The organism is Erwinia sp. E_sp_B01_1 (assembly GCF_036865545.1).
Taxonomy (GTDB): Bacteria; Pseudomonadota; Gammaproteobacteria; order Enterobacterales; family Enterobacteriaceae; genus Erwinia.
On the sequence record NZ_CP142208.1, the window covers coordinates 3,026,329 to 3,045,656 of the forward strand.

The 19,328-nt window shown below is 51.5% G+C and carries 17 protein-coding genes and 1 pseudogene; 9 read left to right on the top strand and 9 right to left on the bottom strand.

The features are described 5' to 3' along the window. The first annotated feature begins 29 nt into the window (after positions 1 to 29). Entirely contained in the window at positions 30 to 1,061 is a 1,032-nt protein-coding gene (locus VRC33_RS14360; RefSeq protein WP_338556933.1) for a Gfo/Idh/MocA family oxidoreductase, read from the top strand. A gap of 97 nt (positions 1,062 to 1,158) precedes the next feature. On the opposite strand, the gene VRC33_RS14365 is transcribed toward VRC33_RS14360, so the two are convergent. Beyond that, positions 1,159 to 2,169: a Gfo/Idh/MocA family oxidoreductase gene (locus tag VRC33_RS14365; RefSeq protein WP_338556934.1), complete on the bottom strand. Its 1,011-nt coding sequence runs from the start codon at positions 2,167 to 2,169 to the stop codon at positions 1,159 to 1,161. Between the two features lie 113 nt (positions 2,170 to 2,282). On the opposite strand from VRC33_RS14365, the gene VRC33_RS14370 reads away from it, so the two are divergent. Next, positions 2,283 to 3,302, top strand: coding sequence for a LacI family DNA-binding transcriptional regulator (locus VRC33_RS14370; RefSeq protein WP_338556936.1), 1,020 nt, complete (start codon positions 2,283 to 2,285; stop codon positions 3,300 to 3,302). Positions 3,303 to 3,315: 13 nt separating this feature from the next. Here VRC33_RS14370 and VRC33_RS14375 read toward each other — a convergent pair whose 3' ends face one another. Next, positions 3,316 to 4,335 carry a LacI family DNA-binding transcriptional regulator gene (locus VRC33_RS14375; protein WP_338556938.1) on the bottom strand — a complete coding sequence of 340 codons (1,020 nt, stop codon included), beginning with the start codon at positions 4,333 to 4,335 and terminating at the stop codon, positions 3,316 to 3,318. Between the two features lie 387 nt (positions 4,336 to 4,722). Here VRC33_RS14375 and VRC33_RS14380 point away from each other — a divergent pair, with 387 nt between their 5' ends. The 3 genes and pseudogenes from VRC33_RS14380 (at position 4,723) to VRC33_RS14390 (ending at position 8,561) form a co-directional block, all read left to right on the top strand. After that, complete coding sequence (locus tag VRC33_RS14380; RefSeq protein WP_338556940.1) at positions 4,723 to 5,439, top strand: gluconate 2-dehydrogenase subunit 3 family protein; 717 nt, start codon at positions 4,723 to 4,725, stop codon at positions 5,437 to 5,439. Between the two features lie 38 nt (positions 5,440 to 5,477). Beyond that, a pseudogene (locus VRC33_RS14385) lies at positions 5,478 to 7,249 on the top strand (GMC family oxidoreductase). A gap of 1 nt (position 7,250) precedes the next feature. Continuing rightward, a complete protein-coding gene (locus VRC33_RS14390; protein WP_338556942.1) occupies positions 7,251 to 8,561 on the top strand; it encodes a cytochrome c in 1,311 nt (436 codons plus the stop codon). A gap of 126 nt (positions 8,562 to 8,687) precedes the next feature. On the opposite strand, the gene VRC33_RS14395 is transcribed toward VRC33_RS14390, so the two are convergent. From VRC33_RS14395 to VRC33_RS14405, 3 genes are all read right to left on the bottom strand, one after another. Next, positions 8,688 to 8,849, bottom strand: a complete 162-nt coding sequence (locus tag VRC33_RS14395; RefSeq protein WP_338556944.1) for a hypothetical protein — start codon at positions 8,847 to 8,849, stop codon at positions 8,688 to 8,690. A 6-nt stretch (positions 8,850 to 8,855) separates the two neighbouring features. Then, positions 8,856 to 9,425, bottom strand: a complete 570-nt coding sequence (locus VRC33_RS14400) for a DUF4142 domain-containing protein (RefSeq protein ID WP_338556946.1) — start codon at positions 9,423 to 9,425, stop codon at positions 8,856 to 8,858. Positions 9,426 to 10,141: 716 nt separating this feature from the next. After that, entirely contained in the window at positions 10,142 to 10,579 is a 438-nt protein-coding gene (locus tag VRC33_RS14405; protein WP_338556947.1) for an NUDIX domain-containing protein, read from the bottom strand. A 532-nt stretch (positions 10,580 to 11,111) separates the two neighbouring features. Between VRC33_RS14405 and ptsJ the strand changes: the two genes are divergently transcribed. Continuing rightward, entirely contained in the window at positions 11,112 to 12,440 is a 1,329-nt protein-coding gene (ptsJ, locus tag VRC33_RS14410) for a transcriptional regulator PtsJ (RefSeq protein ID WP_338556948.1), read from the top strand. Positions 12,441 to 12,474: 34 nt separating this feature from the next. Then, entirely contained in the window at positions 12,475 to 13,194 is a 720-nt protein-coding gene (locus VRC33_RS14415; protein ID WP_338556949.1) for a type 1 glutamine amidotransferase, read from the top strand. Positions 13,195 to 13,518: 324 nt separating this feature from the next. Here the strand turns inward: VRC33_RS14415 and VRC33_RS14420 are convergent, their stop codons facing one another. From VRC33_RS14420 to VRC33_RS14430, 3 genes are all read right to left on the bottom strand, one after another. Next, complete coding sequence (locus VRC33_RS14420; protein WP_338556951.1) at positions 13,519 to 13,980, bottom strand: lysozyme inhibitor LprI family protein; 462 nt, start codon at positions 13,978 to 13,980, stop codon at positions 13,519 to 13,521. Between the two features lie 892 nt (positions 13,981 to 14,872). After that, positions 14,873 to 15,673 (bottom strand): 3-methyl-2-oxobutanoate hydroxymethyltransferase, encoded by an 801-nt coding sequence (panB, locus tag VRC33_RS14425; RefSeq protein WP_338556953.1) that lies wholly within the window; start codon positions 15,671 to 15,673, stop codon positions 14,873 to 14,875. Positions 15,674 to 15,852: 179 nt separating this feature from the next. Continuing rightward, complete coding sequence (locus VRC33_RS14430) at positions 15,853 to 16,467, bottom strand: LysE family translocator (RefSeq protein ID WP_338556955.1); 615 nt, start codon at positions 16,465 to 16,467, stop codon at positions 15,853 to 15,855. 180 nt (positions 16,468 to 16,647) lie between these two features. On the opposite strand from VRC33_RS14430, the gene VRC33_RS14435 reads away from it, so the two are divergent. Beyond that, positions 16,648 to 17,100 (top strand): Lrp/AsnC family transcriptional regulator, encoded by a 453-nt coding sequence (locus tag VRC33_RS14435; RefSeq protein WP_338556957.1) that lies wholly within the window; start codon positions 16,648 to 16,650, stop codon positions 17,098 to 17,100. 168 nt (positions 17,101 to 17,268) lie between these two features. Here VRC33_RS14435 and VRC33_RS14440 read toward each other — a convergent pair whose 3' ends face one another. Further along, on the bottom strand, positions 17,269 to 18,153 hold the full coding sequence (locus VRC33_RS14440; RefSeq protein ID WP_338564303.1) for an SDR family oxidoreductase: 885 nt from the start codon (positions 18,151 to 18,153) through the stop codon (positions 17,269 to 17,271). Between the two features lie 122 nt (positions 18,154 to 18,275). On the opposite strand from VRC33_RS14440, the gene VRC33_RS14445 reads away from it, so the two are divergent. Further along, positions 18,276 to 19,187 (top strand): AraC family transcriptional regulator, encoded by a 912-nt coding sequence (locus VRC33_RS14445; RefSeq protein ID WP_338556958.1) that lies wholly within the window; start codon positions 18,276 to 18,278, stop codon positions 19,185 to 19,187. Positions 19,188 to 19,328: the final 141 nt, after the last annotated feature.

Below are 19,328 nucleotides of genomic sequence, written 5' to 3' on the forward strand. Positions count from 1 at the left end.
ATGACAACATTTACCCATAAGGAGTCCCTATGTTTCCCTCATCTCTGCCAGTCCCCCGCCTGCCTGCCGCGCAGTCAGTTCCTGTTTTGCGCTGGGGCATTATTGGTCCCGGCTGGATCGCCGCGCATTTTGCCAGGGCGTTAAAAGAGCATACCAGTCAGAAACTGGTGGCGGTAACAGCACGTAACGCGGATAAAGCCCGGGCGTTCGCCGAAGAATGGGCGATCCCAGCCGCCTTTACTGACGTCAACGAGATGCTGGCGATGAAAGATTTGGATGCCGTCTATATCGCCACACCTCACAATCATCATTACCCGGATGGCCTGCGGGTGTTAAAAGCTGGTAAGCATGTGCTGATTGAAAAACCCCTGGCACTGAATGCATCAGAAGGTGCTGACTTACAGGCGGAGGCACAACGTCAGGGCGTGCTTTGTATGGAAGCGATGTGGTGCGACTATACCCCTAAATATGACGTTCTGCGCCAGCTTCTGGAAGAGGGTGTACTTGGCGATCTTCATACACTTATCGCCGATCATGGCGAATTTTTCACTCCTGACCACCGGATTTTCAATGCCGATCTTGCCGGTGGCCCCATGCTGGATTTAGGCAGCTATCTGGTCTCACTGAGCGTAATGGTCGCAGGTGCCCCTTCACGCATCCAGTCAAGCGGTCAGGCAGCAGAAAGTGGCGTAAACGGCCAGGCTTCAATGCTGTTTGAGCATGCTAACGGCATGCATTCGGTTCTCAATACCACCTTATTCAGCAATACGCCGGGTAAAGCCATCATAGCCGGTCGGGATGCCAGCCTTGTGCTGGATGGGCAATTCTACGCACCCGGCGGATTTGTTCTGACCTCAAGCCAGGGCAACAAATCACTCCGCTGGGAAGAGCCGTTGAACCGCTACAATCAGCTGTTCCATGAAGTGCAGCATTTTGCCTGGTGTGTCGGCCAGGGACTGCAGCAATCGCCGGTGCGCCCTCTTGCCACGTCGTTGATGACCTTAGCGGCCATGGATACCGTGCGGGGCCAGTTGGGCATTGTGTTTAACGAAGAACGGTAAAGTGAATGCACAGGTCAGCCCCCATCCGGGAATGGCCTGTGCTACTCCTGGGTTTAGCCTTGAAAAGCGAAGGTAAAGAGAGCGGGCGCCTGAGGCATTACTTCATCAGGCCAACAGCACAGAAAGTTCTGGTTTGCAGTGATTTTACCGCTGCCTCCGCTATGGCCTGCGCCTGAATGCCGTCCAGCAGGCCCGGCAAATCGGCTACCTGCTCACCCCTCAGATAACGGACAAAAGCATCCAGATGGTGATAGTAAGTCGCCTGCACACGGCTGAACCAGTCAGGATAAAGCCCCGGTTTTGCGAGAGTGCCTCCCTGATAAAGCGTTATCCCCTGCGGGCTCTGTGGGCCGGACTCCACCAGCCCCTTTTCGCCCATCACGCTAATTCTTTCGTCATAGCCATAACCGGTACGCCGCGTATTATCCAGCTGTGCCAACCCTCCCTGTTGTAGCTGCATGATCAACACCGAGGTGTCCACGTCCCCGAATTCACTGATGGCGGGCAGTGCCAGCGCCGCTCCCATAGCGCCCACGGATGTCACCTCGTCGCCGGTCAGCCAGCGCAGCAAATCGAAAAAGTGAATTGCCTGGTCACGCATCTGCCCGCCCGAGGATTGCAGATAGCCGATCGGCGGCATTTCTGAAGCACGGCACACCATCTGGATGAGCTCCGGACGGCCCACGGTTCCCTGCAGGATCTGCTGTTTAAGCTGTTGATGACTGCTGTCAAAACGACGATTGAAACCCACGGTGATGCGGGCATTCAGTGGCAGCACGTTCTCAACCACGCTGTTTGCCCGCTCAAGAGATAAATCGATCGGTTTCTCGCAGTAAACGGCCTTCCCTGCCCTCGCTGCGGATTCCAGTAGCCCGGCATGTGAAGGGGTGGCGCTGGCAATCAACACCGCCTCTATATTGTCGCTGTTGATAACATCACTGACGTCACCCACCTGGCAGTGAAAGCGATCTGCCAGCGTTTTAGCACGGGCGCTCTCCGTATCAGCCACCATTGCCAGCTCAACGCCGGGGTGTGCCGCCAGGTTAGCAGCGTGGACCTGGCCGATAAATCCACAGCCAATCAGGGCAAAACGTTTTTTATCTGTCATGGTGAATTCCTGTCTGCAGGTCAAAGTTCAGCGATAAAGTCGTTGCCAAAATAGCCTGCTCGCTTAGGCTGAGGAACGCGTGTTTTGATGGATTTCCCTCAACAGGAGTGGCAGTGAAAAACATGACTCTGGAGAGGCTGGCTGAAAAGGCTGGCGTGGGCGTCGCCACGGTGGATCGTGTGCTCAACGAGCGCGGCGGTGTCTCACCCCGCACCATGCAGAAAGTGTTGCAGGCGGCGCGCGAGGCTGGGTTGAACCGCATTCTGCCGGAAGAACACCGTCAGGCCTGGCAGGTGGAGGTGCTGCTGAGCGGTAACGACTCCTTTTTCTTCAAACAGCTCGCCAATGATTTTGCGGCGGTAGCCACGGCGCTGGGTTATCGACGCCTTGTCCTGCACCGGACTTTTGTCCCTGAATCCCGTCCAGACAAGCTTGCGGCACTGATCGTTGAACGCAGTAAAAAGCGCGACGGGCTGATTGTTTTTGCCTATGAACATCCGGCGATCTACGAGGCTTTGCAGCTTTGTAAACAGCGCGAGGTGCCGGTGATCACTCTGGTAACTGATTTGCAGGGAGCCGACAGGTTATGTCACGTAGGCATCAACCAGTTACAGGCAGGAAGGACTGCCGGGCTGATGATGGGCAGTATGGTGAAACAGGAAGGCGAGGTGATCGTGGTTAGCGGGCGGTTTGAATACCGTGCGCATCAGCAGCGTGTACAGGGTTTTCGCGATGTGCTGGAACAGCGCTTTCCGGCGATAAGGCTGCGCGAGGTGCTGGCAGGTCAGGAGAGCCGGATCACCATCAGCAAGCTGCTGGAAAAACAGTTAATACAGTCCGGACAAGTCGTTGGTTTATATAATACCGGGCTGGGTAATACCGAAATCAGTCAGGCACTGGCACGCCACCGTCTGACCGACTCCTGCACGTTGATCACCCATGAACTTTACGCAACGACCAGAGCCCTGTTTGCCCGTAAAGTGCTGGCACTGACGCTGGATCAAAATACCGGGCGTCATGCACAGCTTGCAGTTGATATTCTGCTGCGGTATCTGGAAGCCGGTGAAGAGCCGGACGACCTGGATACAGGTAAGGTGACTTTTATGCTCTATACACAGGAAAATTATGAATGAGGATTAAAGCCGGTTAGTTCAGGTTTTCAGCCGTGACAATTTTCAGTTCAACTTTGCCATCATCATACAAATCGGGTAAATCACCGGTATCGAGGTGGTTGAGCATCAAATCAATGGATAATCTGGCATGTTGATGCGGATTTTGATCGAGCGTGAACAGGGCATGGTCTTCATTCAACAGGGCTTTTGTCACGGAATAAAGCTCATGGGTAATAAACCGACTCCTCCCCAACAAACCATGCCGCTGTAATATCTCTTTAATCTGACTGTTGCCAACACCTGTGTTGTAGACCCCGGCAACCTGACCAGATAAAGAGAGAGTAGAATTCAGGAGTGTTCGTATCATGTCCCTCTGATCCTGGCCGGCAAGCACTTCGCGCAGCGTTATTTCTGGCGATCTGCTCGTCATAGCATCTTTGAATCCTTCGATACGCTGCCGGTGCGCCCGGTAATCGATCCTGCCACTCACCATGATGACGTCCCCTTTCATACCAAGGGTCTGACTCATTAACAACCCGGCAGTCCTGCCTGCCTGATACTGGTTGACACCAACATGGCAAAGTCTTTTTGCCTCAGGGATATCTGTCACAAAAGTAATGACCGGTAACCCTTTATGGTGGCAGTATGCCAGTGCCTGATGGATAACCGGATAGTCGTGACCAAATACGATCAGGCCATCCCGTTTCTCGCTGCTCTCTATAATTCGCCGCGCAAGCACCTCAGGTTGTGATTCCGCAATAAAAGTTCTGTGCAGGGTGAGTCGTTGATATCCCAGACTATTTGCCACTGCACCTAAGTCGTTATTCAGCCGGGTGAAAAAAGAGGACGGATTGCTGCTGAGGAAAACCTCAATTTGCCAGGGATGACGATACTCATCGGGTAATGCACGTTTTAATCCGGCCGTTCTGGCAACCTGCAACACTTTTCGGACCGTTACAGGGGAAACCCCACCCCGATCGTTGAGCACCCTGTCCACGGTAGCCACGCCTACGCCTGCCATTTCAGCCAGCATTTGCAGGGTTAACTTTTTCATACAGGCTCCGGTATTAATCATCTGCCAGCATGATGCCCGCCATGAGCATGCTGGTTTTGCTGATTGTAATATCATTGTTAATGCCAGGCATTATGGGCCGTGTTTACCTTGTTGCAAGCGCATTGTCAGTGAAAGTTTATTGCGATTTATTACCCCACAAAAAAGGTTACTATTTCAGCAATTGCAGGCAAATGATGTAAAACCATCACAGAAAATCTTCCCTGTTTTTAAATGGCAAATTATCCTGCCCAGCTTGTTAACATATTATTAATTAATTTGCATTGATGTAAATATACCGCTCAGGCGTACCTTTACATTCGCCTTAAAAACGCAGTCAACAAAACAATAATAATCAAACAATGTGAACAATTAATCCGCAGGGAAATTATGAAACGCAGAGAGTTCCTCACCTCAATGGCGGCATTGGGCGTGGCTACGTCACTACCTGCCGCCCAGGCAGAAGTGATAAATGGCGGACAGCCATGGGAAGCAGGAAAAGTAAACACACCCCCGTCCCCTCCAAGAAAAGGTGGACTGCAATATCTTACCCGGCATGAATTCGACACTGTGGGTAGCATTGCAGAACACTTTATTCCGGCCGACAACCTCAGCATCAGCGGTAAAGAAGCCGGATGCGCCACCTTTATCGATCGGCAACTGGCCGGTGATTATGGCAATGCGGTTGCGGTCTATCGTCTGGGGCGGTTTGTGAAAGGCACGCCAGAACAGGGACAGCAGTCAATACAGACGCCGGCTGAACGTTACCGGCATGGTCTGGCTGCTCTGGATAACGCCACTCTTCAGCAGTATGGCAAAACCTTTGTTGAACTGGACGCCTCCCGGCAGGAACAGATCCTGCATTTGATGGAAGCTGACAAGTTTGATCTTGGTCCCGGGGTGGAAACAAAAGTTTTCTTCGAACTGTTGCTGCAAAACGTGCGGGAAGGTTTCCTTTCCGATCCGCTTTATGGAGGAAATAAAGAGATGGCCAGCTGGAAAATGTTGGGCTTCCCTGGCGCACGGTACGACTTTCGCGATCTGCTGAGTAAAAAAGGGCAGAAGCTGACGATCATTCCCACCAGCCTTATTGATAACACGCTCTGACGGGCGGTTATATTTTTAATTGAGCAAGAGTTGTCATCATGAATAATGTACGTCCAAAAGCGGATGTGGTGATCGTCGGTCTGGGATGGTGTGGATCGTTAATTGCCGAAGAGTTAACCCGTGCCGGTCTGAATGTTGTAGCCATTGAACGTGGTCCCTGGTTTGAAACAGCCACGGATTTTCCCCCGTCAATAGATACCGATGAACTGCGCTGGGATACCCGCCGCAGTATGCTGCTCCCCCTGCTGTCGAAACCACCACCTTCCGCAATAATATTACGCAGAAAGCTTTACCCAGCCGGGACTGGAATCTGAACGAATTAGGTTACAACGTTGGCGGTTCCGGTACGCACTGGGCTGGAATGGCCTGGCGTTTTACCCCTTTCGACCTTCAGCCTTACACACAAACAGTGGAACGTTATGGCAAACAACAGATATCCAAAGGGTTGATTCTGCAGGACTGGGGCGTGACCTATGACGAACTGGAGCCCTTTTACGATCGCTTTGAAAAAATTGCCGGTGTTTCCGGTAAAGCCGGAAAACTAAATGGCGAAGTGATGCCGGAGGGTAATCCCTTTGAAGGTAATCGCAGCCACGAATATCCACTGCCGCCACTGGAAGGCATGCGCCTTACCGATCTGTTCAGGGATGCGGCAAAATCACTGGGGCAGCATCCCTTTATGGTGCCCGCAGGCCAGGCTTCACGCGCATACGTCAATCCTCTGGGCGTACGGATGGGGCCCTGTACCTATTGCGGATATTGTCTCTATTACGGATGTGGCAACTTTTCTAAATCCAGCCCCAATGCCTGTGTTATCCCGGCGCTGATGCAGCGTGAAAACTTCACCGTACTCACTGACTCTGCCGTAGTGAAAGTCAATAAGGCTGAAGATGGTAAAACAGCCACTGGCGTGACCTATCTTGACCGCAATAAAAAAGAGTGGATCCAGCCAGCCGACATTGTGGTGCTGTCCGCTTTCCAGATGCAGAACGTCCGCCTGCTGCTGCTCTCGAAAATCGGCAAGCCTTATGACCCGGTAAGCAAGACGGGCGTGGTGGGAAGAGCCTACAGTTTCCAGACAGTGTCAGGTGCAAGTCTGTTCTTTGAAAATGAGTACCTAAACCAGTTCATCGGCGCTGGCGCCCTTTCCCAGCAGGTTGATGACTTTAATGGCGATAACTTTGACCACACCGGCATGGGCTTCATTGGTGGTGCGGGGATCCTCGTGGTCGCCAGGGGTGCCCGTCCTATTGGCAATGCCGATGCTGTTCCTCCAGGCACGCCTCGCTGGGGCAAAGAGTGGAAAAAAGCTTATACCCACGCTTTCCAGAACGGCACCTTTATTTTTGGTCAGGGTACCAGTTTCTCTCATGAGGATTACTACCTGGATCTGGACCCGGAATATAACGATGACAATGGCAATCCTCTGCTGCGGGTCACCTTTGATTACAACGAAAATGATCGTCTCTCCGCTAAGTTTATAGAAGAGAAAAGCGTGGAGATTGGCAGGGCAATGGGAGCTAAAACCGTTATTGGCACCAACTCTGCCGCAGGTCACTACTCCCCCTACAATTTTGCCAGCGATCACACCATTGGTGGGGCTGTGATGGGAACCGATCCGCAAACCAGCGTCCTGAACCGGTATCAGCAGAGCTGGGATATGCACAATCTCTTTGTGCTTGGGGCTTCATCGTTTCCCAATAATGCCGGTTACAACCCCACTGGCACTATAGGCGCGCTCAGTCTCTGGACGGCAAAAGCCATTATTGAGCAATACATGAAAAACCCCGGCCCACTGGTGAAGGTGTGATATGAAAAAAACCACAGTTTTAGGCAGTGTTGCCTTCATCGCAGCGGCTGTTGCAGCTGGGCTGCTTTGGGAAAACGGAGATACCAGCGCTGATGACATTGCAGATACCACCATTCTGACCAGTCAAAAGCCAGCACCGGCAGATGCTGAAGCCGTAGCCCGGGGCAAGTATATTGCCATGGCCGGGGATTGTGTAGCCTGCCATACAGCACCCGGGAGCAAAAATGTATTTGCCGGTGGCTACTCAATAAGTACGCCGTTTGGCGGGATCTTTGCCAGCAACATTACCCCGGATCCGCAAACCGGCATAGGTAACTGGACAGAGCATGATTTCTATCGTGCGGTGCGTCATGGCAAAGGAAAAGAGGGAGAGAACCTCTATCCGGCAATGCCTTACAATGCTTATGTCAAAGTCAGCGATCAAGATATGCATGACCTCTGGATGTATATGCGCTCGGTCGAGCCCGTTCATTATAAAGTGCCGGACACTAATCTCGGTTTTCCTTATAACATCCGTCTGGCGATGATGGGCTGGAATCTGCTGTTCTTTAAAAACAGCGGTTACAATGCTGATACTTCTCAGTCTGAAGAGTGGAATCGCGGGGCCTACCTCGTTGAGGGCCTCGAGCATTGCAGCGCCTGCCATACACCCAAAAACCTTCTTGGCGGTGATACGGGTGCATGGCTACAGGGGAGCAACCTGGCAGAGTGGCATGCACCGGATATTACCTCAAACAGTTACACAGGGATCGGAAGCTGGAATCAGCAGCAGATTGTTGATTATCTGAAACTGGGGAGCAACCATGTTGCCGTTGCATCGGGCCCGATGGCTGAAGCGGTGACCAATTCTACCCAGTATCTGACGGATGAGGATTTACGTGCTATTGCTGTATACCTGAAATCCCAACCTGATTCAGGCACGCAAAAACCGCAGCCGGTGGCCAGGGAGACTGCGCAGATGAGAATGGGTGAAAATGTCTACTCAGCCAACTGCACGGCGTGCCATAACAGCGACGGTAAAGGCATTCCCAATCTGGCTGCAAGCCTGGCAGGAAATCCGGGACTGATGGCCGTTGACTCTTCAACCATCATTACCACCATTTTGCAGGGTGGACGTGGAGCTGTAACGCAGGGAAACCCAACCAGTGGCGCTATGCCCGCCTTTGCCTGGAAGCTCTCTGACGAACAGGTCGCTGCTGCAGCAACCTATTTACGTAACAGTTGGGGCAATGCCGCGCCTCCGGTTAAACCAGAGGAAGTGGAAAAAGCCCGCGAGATTTTGAAAATGCCTGCACAGATGAACGTTCACTAATTTTGGAGTCTCATGCAGCGCCACATCTTGTATGGGCGACTCCGGCAGGCTGCTGTAGCTGTTGGTCACGAGGATTAGCGTATTCACATCGGTCATGGTGAGATGACTGGCGATAAAAGGGGCCGCTTAGTTGGCTTTGGTGTGCCCCAGCAGTTGCAGCACTCCGGTTTGCTCGCTTAGCGCGTAGCGTGCGAGGGTGCCATCACTGGCTTCTGACACATAGATAAAGGTGCCCGGTCCATATAACCCTGTGCCCACCGAAAGAACGGGTGGCTTATCTGCTGACATGCCCGGTTACATTGACATCTGCCGGGCGGACTTGAGATGCTGCTCAACGACCGGCGTATGCGCGTCGGCCAGAGCCTTCACATCCGGATCCTTGATCATCTTCGAGTCACTCTTCAGCTTCGACAGCACCATCATATGGTCTTTGGTGCCAGCGTTTTCCATATACATCTTGTCAAATGCGCCGCCGCTCTGCTTTTCCAGCATGGCGGCCATCTCCTTGTGCATGGCGTCCGGCTCTGTGGGCAGTGCCACGCCCTTTTGCCGGGCGACCGCCTGTACCTTAGTCAGGGCACTACCGTGGTCATCAACCATCTGCTGAGCAAATGTTTTGACTTCGGTGCTTTGAGCCTTGCTCAGCGCAATCCTGGCGGCAGCGATTTCATTGATATTGGCCTGTGCCATGTCCTTCAGCGCTTTTTCATCGCCGGAGCTGAGCCTGGTACTCGATCCGGTCTGGCCTGTGGCACTGCTCTGCGCGGTGCTCACCGGCGTCTGGGCTTGCACGCCAGCGGTACCGAACATCACTGCTACTGCCGATAAGGCTAGCAATCTTTTCAGGGATTGACTCTTTTGCATTTTGTTCTCCTGAGAGGCATAGACAAGGCCGGTTTAAGTAATCAAACCTGTGCGGCCTCGTATGTGACTTACCACTTCATTAGTCAGTATAGTAACTCAACGATTTAAGACAGCAGTTTAAGTTATTGTCCTCAACGGAGGACGCCAGAAAATGACTTAAGCTCAGGTGCAGGGATGGGCCTAAACAAGTGAATGATGATGATTTCAAAGGATAATGCAGAGCATTATGTTTGGGGTGAAAATTGCGACGGTTAGTAACTGGTCGACCGTCAAGGCATGCTGGTCATTTTATGTCTGCACGCGGATGACACTAAAACCTCACCTTTCTTCCAACCAGAAAAATCCTGAAGTTTAAAACCTAAGACTCCCCCTACAGCCATTACCATTGCTGCTTAGTAGGCTGAATAATCTACACATGCAGTTGATTGCGTGTATGTAGTTCAAGAGTAATACTGATCCTCTTCCCGGCTGTGATGGCCGGGTTTTTTTATCTGAATTTATTAATGCTTTTGTCCCCCGTAACCGCAATGGACCGCATAAAAATGTGATTTCCATCACCTTTTACTTACCTTACATGACTGGTTATATAACCGTGGTAAAATTCCTGAACTACACATGGAAATGATTATGCGTGTGGTACGAGATTAAGTTTGTTTTACTTAGGCCGGCTAGCATAGCCGGTTTTTTTTGCGCAGGGATCTCGAATAAACGGAACGCTATTCCCGAAGCGGTGTTGAAATATTCTGGTGCAAAGTTGCTATCAGTGGCATCAGCTGATTTTCTGTAAGCGGGGCCAGCAATATCGATTGCGGACTGTCAGGGTAATACCATATAACCTCTTCAATTTCCGCTGCAGGCTTCAAATCGGTTGCCCCAATAACGCTCTGATAAATCTCAGCAATAACGACGCGAGCCGGCTCGTTTATCGCTTCATCCGTAAACCGCCCAACATAACTGATATTTTGACCGGTCAGGTTGAGATTCAGTTCTTCCTGCAATTCACGAGTTAAGGCCGCTACCGGTGATTCATCGGGTTCCATTTTCCCGCCAGGCTGAATAAAGTGCGTTGTGCCACGTTTTCTGACCAGAAGACAGCGCCCCAATGCGTCAGTAATAATGGCAGAGGCGATACGGATAGTCTGATTGTCGCTCATGGTTCTCTCTCACGATAATTGAGTTAAATAATTTCATACATTGCGGAAGAGCTTTTCACTGCTGATAATTTTGATACCCGTAGGGCTGCTCTCAGGAAGGCATCTTTCCTGATCCGAACCCCATCTGACTCAAGACCCCCTTCCTCAACAAAAAGTACGTTCTGGAGCTTTGTGATGAGCGCTTCAGCCTGGTCAAGCGGCAACCCACGAAGTAAACCTGCTGTGAGTTCCGCAATAAACAGATCGCCTGTGCCCTTTGACGCGTTCTTATGTGCTTGGTGTTCTACGACGTATACAGCGTTGGCAGTGACGCAGATGACCCTGGCAGGCCTGCACGCGATCGGCATCTGAGCTCGGCGGTCAGGTTGTCGATGAAAGCCTGTACGCTTTCTGCATGTGGCCAGCGATGATGCATTTCGTGGCGAGGCTGAGTGTCAGAGTTTAAGATTTGGGCATTTTTCATGGCGTATAGACAAGAGCCTGGCACTCATTTAACATTGACCTAGGCTAAAATTTTATTTGAACCAGATCAATGAAAATAAGTGGCAAAACAGCAGGTGAAGTATTCGATCGGATCCGCGCAATGATTCAGGCTGGCGAACTTGCTCCCGGAACCCCGCTCCCTACGCTGCGCGAGTTGGCGGGTGAATTGGGCATTAATCGTAATACGGTAGCCCTTGCATATAAGCGCCTGACGGACGCCGGTTTTGTCATATCAAGAGGAAGAAACGGCACCCTTGTGCGCGAGTCCATCACGGCCACTGATATCGAAGGTAGCGCACCTGATTTGGTACTCCGTGATCTTGCCAGCGGCAATCCTTCAGCTTCTGTTCTGCCCTCAGTCAGCCAGCTTGCCGCGCATATCCGAAAAACACCGGGGCTGTATGGCGAACCCGTGATCCGCCCGGAATTTGAGACAGCGGGTCTGGAATGGCTTCAGCCCGATCTCAAAACGCCTTTTGATTTAAATCTGACTAACGGTGCTGTTGATGCCGTTGAAAGGGTACTTGCCAGCTACCTGATAGCAGGCGATCGCGTGGCGGTTGAAGATCCCTGTTTCCTGAGCAGCATCAGTACCCTGAGATACAGCCGCCTCCAGGCCGCGCCTGTGGCAATGGATGCGGAAGGTATGCAGATTGAGGCGCTTTCACGCCAGCTATCTGCAGGTGTACAGGCAGTGATCATCACGCCCCGAGCCCACAACCCAACCGGCTTTGGCCTCAGCGCTGGTCGGGCAGAAGGCATTCGTACATTGCTGGCAAGCTATCCTCAGGTTCTGGTGATAGTAGATGACCACTTTTCGCTGCTTTCAACACAGGATTATCACCACATTGTTCCGGCGAATTCCCGTAACTGGGTGCTTATCCGCTCAATGTCCAAGTTTCTTGGGCCAGATTTGCGTATGGCCTTTGTCGCGAGCGATGCGGAAACCTCACAGCGTTTACGCCAGCGCCTGAATGCCGGGACTAACTGGGTAAGTCACATTCTGCAGGATATGGCTGTGGGTCATATGCGTTCGCCAGACTTTCAGCAATCAATTCTAACCGCACGCGATCGTTATCTCGGGCAGCGGGAGCTGCTGGTCACTACGTTAAAAAAGCACGGTGTCACGGTGTCTGGCCATCACGATGGCCTGAACGTGTGGGTTCCGCTCGCCCGGCATAGCGCGACAACAGTTATGCAAATGGCGCAGAGGGGCTGGCTGGTTCGGGGCGGAGAAGGTTTTATCCTGGACAATGCCTGTTCTGGGGTGCGGATCACCATCTCTGATCTTGATGCACCGGAAACTGAATTAATCGCAAAATCCCTGGCCGGGATTCTGGCACAGCAGCGTCAGATTCAAGCCAAAAACATGGCCTGAGCTGGCCAGAACATCACTAATGGAGTTCTCTGCAATGCGCGTACATTTCATCGTACATGAAGAATTTGAAGCACCTGGCGCCTACGAAACCTGGGCCAGAAATCACGGCCATGACGTGACTTACTCACGCGTTTACGCAGGTGATAAGCTGCCAGCGGACGCTGAAGGTATTGATTTCCTGATCGTGATGGGCGGCCCGCAGGATCCCGTCACTACACAGGAAGAGTGCCCGCACTTCGATGCTAAAGGTGAGCAGGTACTGATTGCTTCGGCGGTGAAAACCGGTAAAGCCGTGATCGGTATTTGCCTGGGCTCACAGCTGATCGGTGAAGCGCTGGGCGCGCCGTTCGCGCACAGCCCTGAAAAAGAGATTGGTAAATTTCCGATCACGCTGACAGAAGATGGCAGCAAGGATGAGATGTTCTCTCACTTTGCCCGGACGCTGGAAGTAGGTCACTGGCATAATGACATGCCGGGCCTGACCCCTGGTGCAAAAATCATTGCTTACAGCGAAGGTTGCCCGCGTCAGATCGTTTCATACTCAGATCGCGTGTTTGGCTTCCAGTGCCATATGGAACTGACGCTGGACGTTGTTGAGCTGCTGATTGCCCATTCAGAGAAAGACCTGAGCCGTGCAGCAGAATACCGCTTTGTTAACACGCCTGATGAACTTCGTGCGCACGATTACAGCGAAATGAATCAGGTGCTTTTTGGGTTCCTGGATAAGCTGGAAGCACGTTACAAATCAGCTTAAGCATAAATCAATGCCCGGTATTGTTTGTCTCAGGGCATTATTTATTAAATTTTAAAGCATGCACTGTACTGTGCCCCTTCTGGTATTACCTGCTATAAGCACCATCCTCAATCCCACAAAACTTTTCACCTGCGATGCGGCAAAAGTTGCATCGTGCTTCCATTGTTTGACGTTTTAAGCTCAAACTGCCGCTCCTGGCATAAGACGGCAGAATGAAGTCTGCTGTGAGCGAGGAGCGGACATTGAGCACTTACTGAACCTTATGACCATTAATTTTAAAAATTATTAATAGTAAACATTCATAAGAGACTTTTTTGACTAATTTTAACCGTCTGAAAGATTTGGATGTACCATCTTAATTTCTTCAATTCGTCTTAACCCCAGATTCATCTGACAACTTAGCATTACTGAACTGTAACCATCAATCCCTTCAGCACCAGCGCTGGCCGCATTGCAGTAATCCTGACGATATTTCAACCATAGTTCCTGGCTTCGGATAAAGGCATTTTTCATGTCTTCCCTTTGATTTTTATCACCCATCCACCACTGGCTGAAATCGTAATTGGAGATTTCATTTAACTTATCCTGGTAGGCTGCATTTAGTTTTCTTTCTGCAGATTCACTCACGGAAGTCAAACACTCACTATTATTATCGCCATATTTTTCTGTGCAGGCGGTAACATCTTTATTTTCCACAATGCTCTGCGCATTAGATTCTGCATATGAATTTAATGAGAAGGATAAAGTCAGAGCAAAAAATACACTCAATGGGTTGAATTTATTCATTTACTTAGCCCCCTTATTCTGATTTCATTTCTTCTTCTGTCCCCACTTAAAATTGGGTCGTTCCTGAGGTATTTAATAATTTCATTTCGACCCTCTCCTCGCGCCATAATTTTCACCATTTCTGGTGCTGTTCTGTTACCTTGATATATTGTATCTACAAAAACATCACGTATCTCTCCTCCCTGTATGAGCTATATTAAACCTTAAACCTCAGCTAATGTGCCATAAATTATCGTTCATATGATAGCTTGAGTAAAATCTTTATACATGATTTAGCCGCACAACTGGCAGTGTCTATTCTGAGCGTTTAACTACCGAATATGTTTATTTATCGCCATGAAGGCTCCCGGTGTGGTGTATGCCACACGGTGAATTGCCCATATGGTGTCGGTATAGCCGGTGGCAGTGCTACAGGAAATATCAATTTAGTCCTTTTCTTATTAGCCAAACACTCTGTCAGAAAAGAAGTTGTCTATATAATTTCTTTCCAGTTCGGTGAGCCGGCTTTATGGCGGATGCCTGTGTGAAATGCATAATTTCCGGACCCCTGACGTCGGCAGTTTCCTTCTGACGGTAAAGTTTTAGGTCCGGTGAACCTTTAGTGTTGAACATTACACTTAAGCTACAACCTGGACTGGCACCCAACTTTAAAGTTAATGGGAAATGAAGCTGGCGCGTTATCTCAAAAAGGGGGTAACTATTCCTGTGCGAAGCGGCCTTAAGAGCGGCGGGACTTCACGCTTGTGTCAGATATGGATACGCAACAACGGAAAGATTTAAGTGAGTGTGATAGCTCTTACGTCTGCTGAGAGCGAACAGCGGACGTCGGTGATTAGGCTCTTTAGCCAGATTACAGGTATGAGCCGCTAATATAAGCGGCTGCATCTGTAACTTATTCTGAGTAGCAGTGCTCCGCCGACGGGAAGCTGCCGTCTTTGACGGCGGCAATGTAACTTTTTAACGCGCCCTGAATGTCGTGCTGTCCTTTCATAAAGTTTTTGACGAATTTCGGGGCCCTGCCGGTGATGCTCAGGCCGAGCATGTCGTGCAGCACTAAAACCTGTCCATCTGTATCCGGGCCAGCGCCAATGCCGATGACTGGTACGGACACAGCCCCGCTCAGCGCTCTGCCCAGCGAAGCGGGGACGGCTTCAACCAGCACCATTGCCGCGCCGGCTTCTTCAAGCTTTTTCGCGGTGTCGACCAGTGCGGCCGCCTGAAGGCTGTCACGTCCCTGCACTTTAAAACCGCCAAAGACGTTAACCGACTGAGGGGTGAGTCCAATATGGGCGCAAACTGGTATACCGTTACGCGTCAGCTGACGCACTGTGTCGCACAGCCACTCTCCACCTTCAATCTTGACCATCTGCGCACCGGCCTGCATTAACTGCGCGGAGCTGTGCAGTGCCTGCTCAGGCGAAGAACAGGTCATGAATGAAAGGTCGGCTATGATGAAGCCGCCGTTGTTTCCGCGCTTAACGCAGGCCGTGTGATAAACCATATCTTCCAGCCTGACCGGCAGGGTGCTGTCATGGCCCTGCAGGATCATTCCCAGCGTATCGCCGATAAGAAGCATCTCAACGCCTGCCGTGCTCAGCTCGTGTGCAAACGTGGCGTCGTAGCAGGTGAGCATGGTGATTTTCTCGCCGCGCTGCTTGAGGTTTTTCAGATGTGTCAGTGTGACTGATGACATGGTGTTCTCTGCTAATTCGTTACGTTGATGAAGGATGTTGCGGGGGCGATAATACCAGCTTTCGCAACGCTAATTGTATTGCTCGGTTTGCAAGAAACCCTAAAGCTCGGGCTGACGTTGAGTGTATTCATAGAGTCCCTGCTGCATGATGCGTTGTTATAAGCCTTCATGCTCATGCGTCAGAGAAGCTGCTCTGCCAGCAGCAGGGCCGCAATAATGATCATCAGGGCGCCCGACATCCGGCTGACATTCTGTGCGGCGCGCGGTCGCGTCCCAAGCACCCTACCGGAGCCATACCCCACAAGCAGGTAGACCACGCCGCAGCTAACCACATGCACCAGCCCCAGCGCGATCATCTGCAGTGGAAGCGGCCAGGCAGCGTGGACGTCAGTGAACTGGGGCAGCAGGGCCAGAAACAGCAGAAAAACCTTCGGATTTAGCCCGCTGATGCAAAAGCCCTTGAGCGCCCATTTCAGTGGCAAACCTGCATCATCATTCTGCTCCGCCGCCGGCGCTGTCGGATGGCGCAACATGCCGAGGCCGAGCCAGAGCAGATAGGCCGCCCCGGCTACGGTCAGGAACGTCAGTACGCCCGGCGTGCCTGCAATGACTGAGCCGACCCCCGCTGCCACTATGAGCGTTGCAACAAGATGGCCGCTCAGCATGCCGGCAACTGCCGGCACAACCCGGCGTCCCTGGATGCCGGCTGAAATGGCGTAAGCCCAGTCGGCGCCGGGCGTGATTACGAAAAGCACGGAAACAGCCCAGAAGGCGGCGAACATACTCAGTGACATGTGGCGTAATCCTTATCGACCCCATCGCTGACCGGGCATTGATCAGTGTTAGAAAGCTGCATCCAGGGAAACCTTTACCTGACTGATACGTTAAAAGTTGAAGAAAGAATATCGCTTTGTAAGCGGAATGTGCTTTCATTTACAGCTTAAAAAATGAGTCAAGACGGGAGATTTTCAGGAATGGACAGAACAGACTGCAATATTCTTGCAGAGCTTCAGAAGGACGGGCGGCTTTCGCTCACTGACCTGGCGGAACGGGTGGGGATCAGCCTGTCATCATGCCAGCGCCGGGTCAGAGCCCTTGAGCAGGAAGGGGTAATCAGCGGCTACCGGGCGCATCTGGATCCGGCCAGATTCGGGCTGAACTTTTCAGCCATAGTTTTCGTCACACTGCGCGATGGAGACCGACAGGCGGTCGCCGCCTTCGAGGCGGCAGTAGAGGAGATACCGCAAATTATTCAGGCGCAGCGACTGTTTGGCGATCCGGATTATCTGCTTCATGTTATCACCCGTGACCTGCCGGCTTTTCAGGAGCTGTATGATGAAAAACTCTCTGGTATCTCAGGTGTGCAGCGGCTTACCTCAACACTGGTTATGAAAACGGTTGTGAAAGATCGCGCGCTGCCTGTCTGACACTTGTGCAACGCCTCCCCATTCGATATTTTCAAAAAGTTTTTGGCATGGATAAAATGTCGTGTTGAGGATATGTACAAAAAGTCGAACTTCCGCTTCTGGCACAAAGCGGACTAACGTCAGTCTTATGTCCGCTTTAAGCGATCAGCGGACTTTATTCTTTTTCAGTTAAGGACGTATCTGCTCAAGATCGGTAAGTAAGCTCGCTCCTTTGGGATGCCATTTCAGCTGCTCCTGTGTAATTGCGCTTGATGCAGACATATCCTCAGCAACAAATTTACTCAGCCAGCCAAAATGTTCTGAGGCTTCAGACGAATCAATACTTTTAACCGGCACATTAAGAGTACGCCCGATGGTCCCGGCGATGGCTTTTAATGTAATACCTTGTTCCGCCACAGCATGATATCGACTGCCCGGTACCGCTCGTTTCAGGGCCAGGATATAAAGGGATGCCGCATCACTGACATGTACAGCTGACCAGCGATTTTCACCTCCGGCTATATACGCCGATACGCCTTTCTCGCGGGCAAGTTCAACCAGCGGCGTAATCAGCCCCTGTTTTAAAGTGTTGTGAACCTGTGATAATCGGATAACAGACACATTGGTGCCATTGCTTAGCGCAGCGACGCCAGCCAGCTCCGATGCTTTACGAGGGTTCATATGTTCAGGATTAAAGTGGGTCTCGACAGCCATAGCACCCGGTTTCTGTGAACCCAATCCTACAACAGAAGTAATAAGCAGCGGTTTTGGCGTGCCTTTTAACACCCCGGCCATTTCTTCAATCGCCAGCCGGTCCATTTCGCAGTTTGTAGTGAAGGTTGTAAAATCGTGATTGAATGCGGTGTGTATGACGGCATCACTTGCCATTGCGCCGCGCCGCAGGCTTTCCAGATCGGTCATGTCGCCGAAGTAAGGCTCAATGCCTGAGGCGGTCAGCGCTTCTGCTCCCTGCTGGCTTCTGGTAAGCCCTGTTACTTTGCATCCCTCAGCGATCAGTTTTGCTGCAACCGCAGAACCAATAAATCCAGTAGCCCCTGTGAGAAATATACGCATTGTGTTCACCCTGTCAGTAATGAGGATTGCATCATCAATCCGGCATCATCACTTTAAGCGCGGTCAGCAATACTATCTATGTGGTAAAGTCGCTTTTTTATGTCTGATAGTCTGGAATCTACATGGATTTACTGTCACAGCTACTCTCACTTCTCAGGCCCGAAAGTTATGTATCAGGCGGTGTGATGCTTGCGCCCGAATCGTCGGTGCAATGGCCATCTCATGACGGCGTTAAGTGCTATGCCATTGTATCTGGCGAGTGCTGGCTGTCTGTGGAAGGTAGCCCGCATCCGTTGCTGCTTCAGAAGGGGGACTGCTTCCTGCTGCCACCCGGCCCCGCTTTCAGGCTGGCGACAGAATTGTCCGCTAAGGCGGTAGATTTTACGACAGTCCGCACTGCGATGGTTTCAGCTTCAGCCGAAGCAGCGGGCGAAAAGCCAGGCTGTTTGCTGGTTGGTGGCCATTTTCTTCTGGCCGGGCGAGCTGCGAATATGCTTTTAGAGGCGTTGCCGCCCGTTGTACATATCCGGGATCCTTCGGACAAGGCAGCGATGCAATGGGCACTGGAGAGGATGGTTCAGGAGATCCGGGAGCCGCAGCCAGGCAGCGGGCTGATTGTGCAGCAACTGGCCTTTATGCTGCTGATACAAGCCCTGCGGCTCTATGCAAATGATAATCAGAAGGTCAACGCGGGCTGGCTTTTTGCTCTCAGGGACAAAAAACTCAGCGCTGCGCTGGCCAGTATGCACCAGAACCCCGAATACAAGTGGACGCTGGCTCAGCTCGCCGGTCAGGCTGGGATGTCGCGTGCAGCATTTGCAAAACACTTCAAGCAGACCATAGGCACAGCTCCTGTTGAATACCTTACACAGTGGAGAATGATGCTTGCCTGTGAGCAACTAAATTATTCAGACCAGACGATCGCACAGATTGCCGCAGCATCCGGGTATGAGTCCGAAAGCGCATTCGCAAAAGCGTTTAAAAGGACTGTAGGTTGCCCGCCGGGAAAAATCGCCGCTAAACGAAGGCCTTAAACGTTCAGCAAAATTCCGTTGCCGGTTCGTCCTGTATCAGGCTGGCCGGCATCCGTCGAACCACAAAAGACTGTTCAGGTCTGAGGTCTGAAGGTCACACCAGAATATATTCTTATAATCCATTGTCTTAAGTATTATTTC

Excerpts from the sequence above, each read along its gene's own strand:
- VRC33_RS14360 (WP_338556933.1), top strand. The coding sequence starts at position 30 with ATGTTTCCCTCATCTCTGCCAGTCCCCCGCCTGCCTGCCGCGCAGTCA.
- VRC33_RS14365 (WP_338556934.1), bottom strand. The coding sequence starts at position 2,169 with ATGACAGATAAAAAACGTTTTGCCCTGATTGGCTGTGGATTTATCGGC.
- VRC33_RS14375 (WP_338556938.1), bottom strand. The coding sequence starts at position 4,335 with ATGAAAAAGTTAACCCTGCAAATGCTGGCTGAAATGGCAGGCGTAGGC.
- VRC33_RS14380 (WP_338556940.1), top strand. The coding sequence starts at position 4,723 with ATGAAACGCAGAGAGTTCCTCACCTCAATGGCGGCATTGGGCGTGGCT.
- VRC33_RS14390 (WP_338556942.1), top strand. The coding sequence starts at position 7,251 with ATGAAAAAAACCACAGTTTTAGGCAGTGTTGCCTTCATCGCAGCGGCT.
- VRC33_RS14395 (WP_338556944.1), bottom strand. The coding sequence starts at position 8,849 with ATGTCAGCAGATAAGCCACCCGTTCTTTCGGTGGGCACAGGGTTATAT.
- VRC33_RS14400 (WP_338556946.1), bottom strand. The coding sequence starts at position 9,425 with ATGCAAAAGAGTCAATCCCTGAAAAGATTGCTAGCCTTATCGGCAGTA.
- VRC33_RS14405 (WP_338556947.1), bottom strand. The coding sequence starts at position 10,579 with ATGAGCGACAATCAGACTATCCGTATCGCCTCTGCCATTATTACTGAC.
- ptsJ (WP_338556948.1), top strand. The coding sequence starts at position 11,112 with ATGAAAATAAGTGGCAAAACAGCAGGTGAAGTATTCGATCGGATCCGC.
- VRC33_RS14415 (WP_338556949.1), top strand. The coding sequence starts at position 12,475 with ATGCGCGTACATTTCATCGTACATGAAGAATTTGAAGCACCTGGCGCC.
- VRC33_RS14420 (WP_338556951.1), bottom strand. The coding sequence starts at position 13,980 with ATGAATAAATTCAACCCATTGAGTGTATTTTTTGCTCTGACTTTATCC.
- panB (WP_338556953.1), bottom strand. The coding sequence starts at position 15,673 with ATGTCATCAGTCACACTGACACATCTGAAAAACCTCAAGCAGCGCGGC.
- VRC33_RS14430 (WP_338556955.1), bottom strand. The coding sequence starts at position 16,467 with ATGTCACTGAGTATGTTCGCCGCCTTCTGGGCTGTTTCCGTGCTTTTC.
- VRC33_RS14435 (WP_338556957.1), top strand. The coding sequence starts at position 16,648 with ATGGACAGAACAGACTGCAATATTCTTGCAGAGCTTCAGAAGGACGGG.
- VRC33_RS14440 (WP_338564303.1), bottom strand. The coding sequence starts at position 18,153 with ATGCGTATATTTCTCACAGGGGCTACTGGATTTATTGGTTCTGCGGTT.
- VRC33_RS14445 (WP_338556958.1), top strand. The coding sequence starts at position 18,276 with ATGGATTTACTGTCACAGCTACTCTCACTTCTCAGGCCCGAAAGTTAT.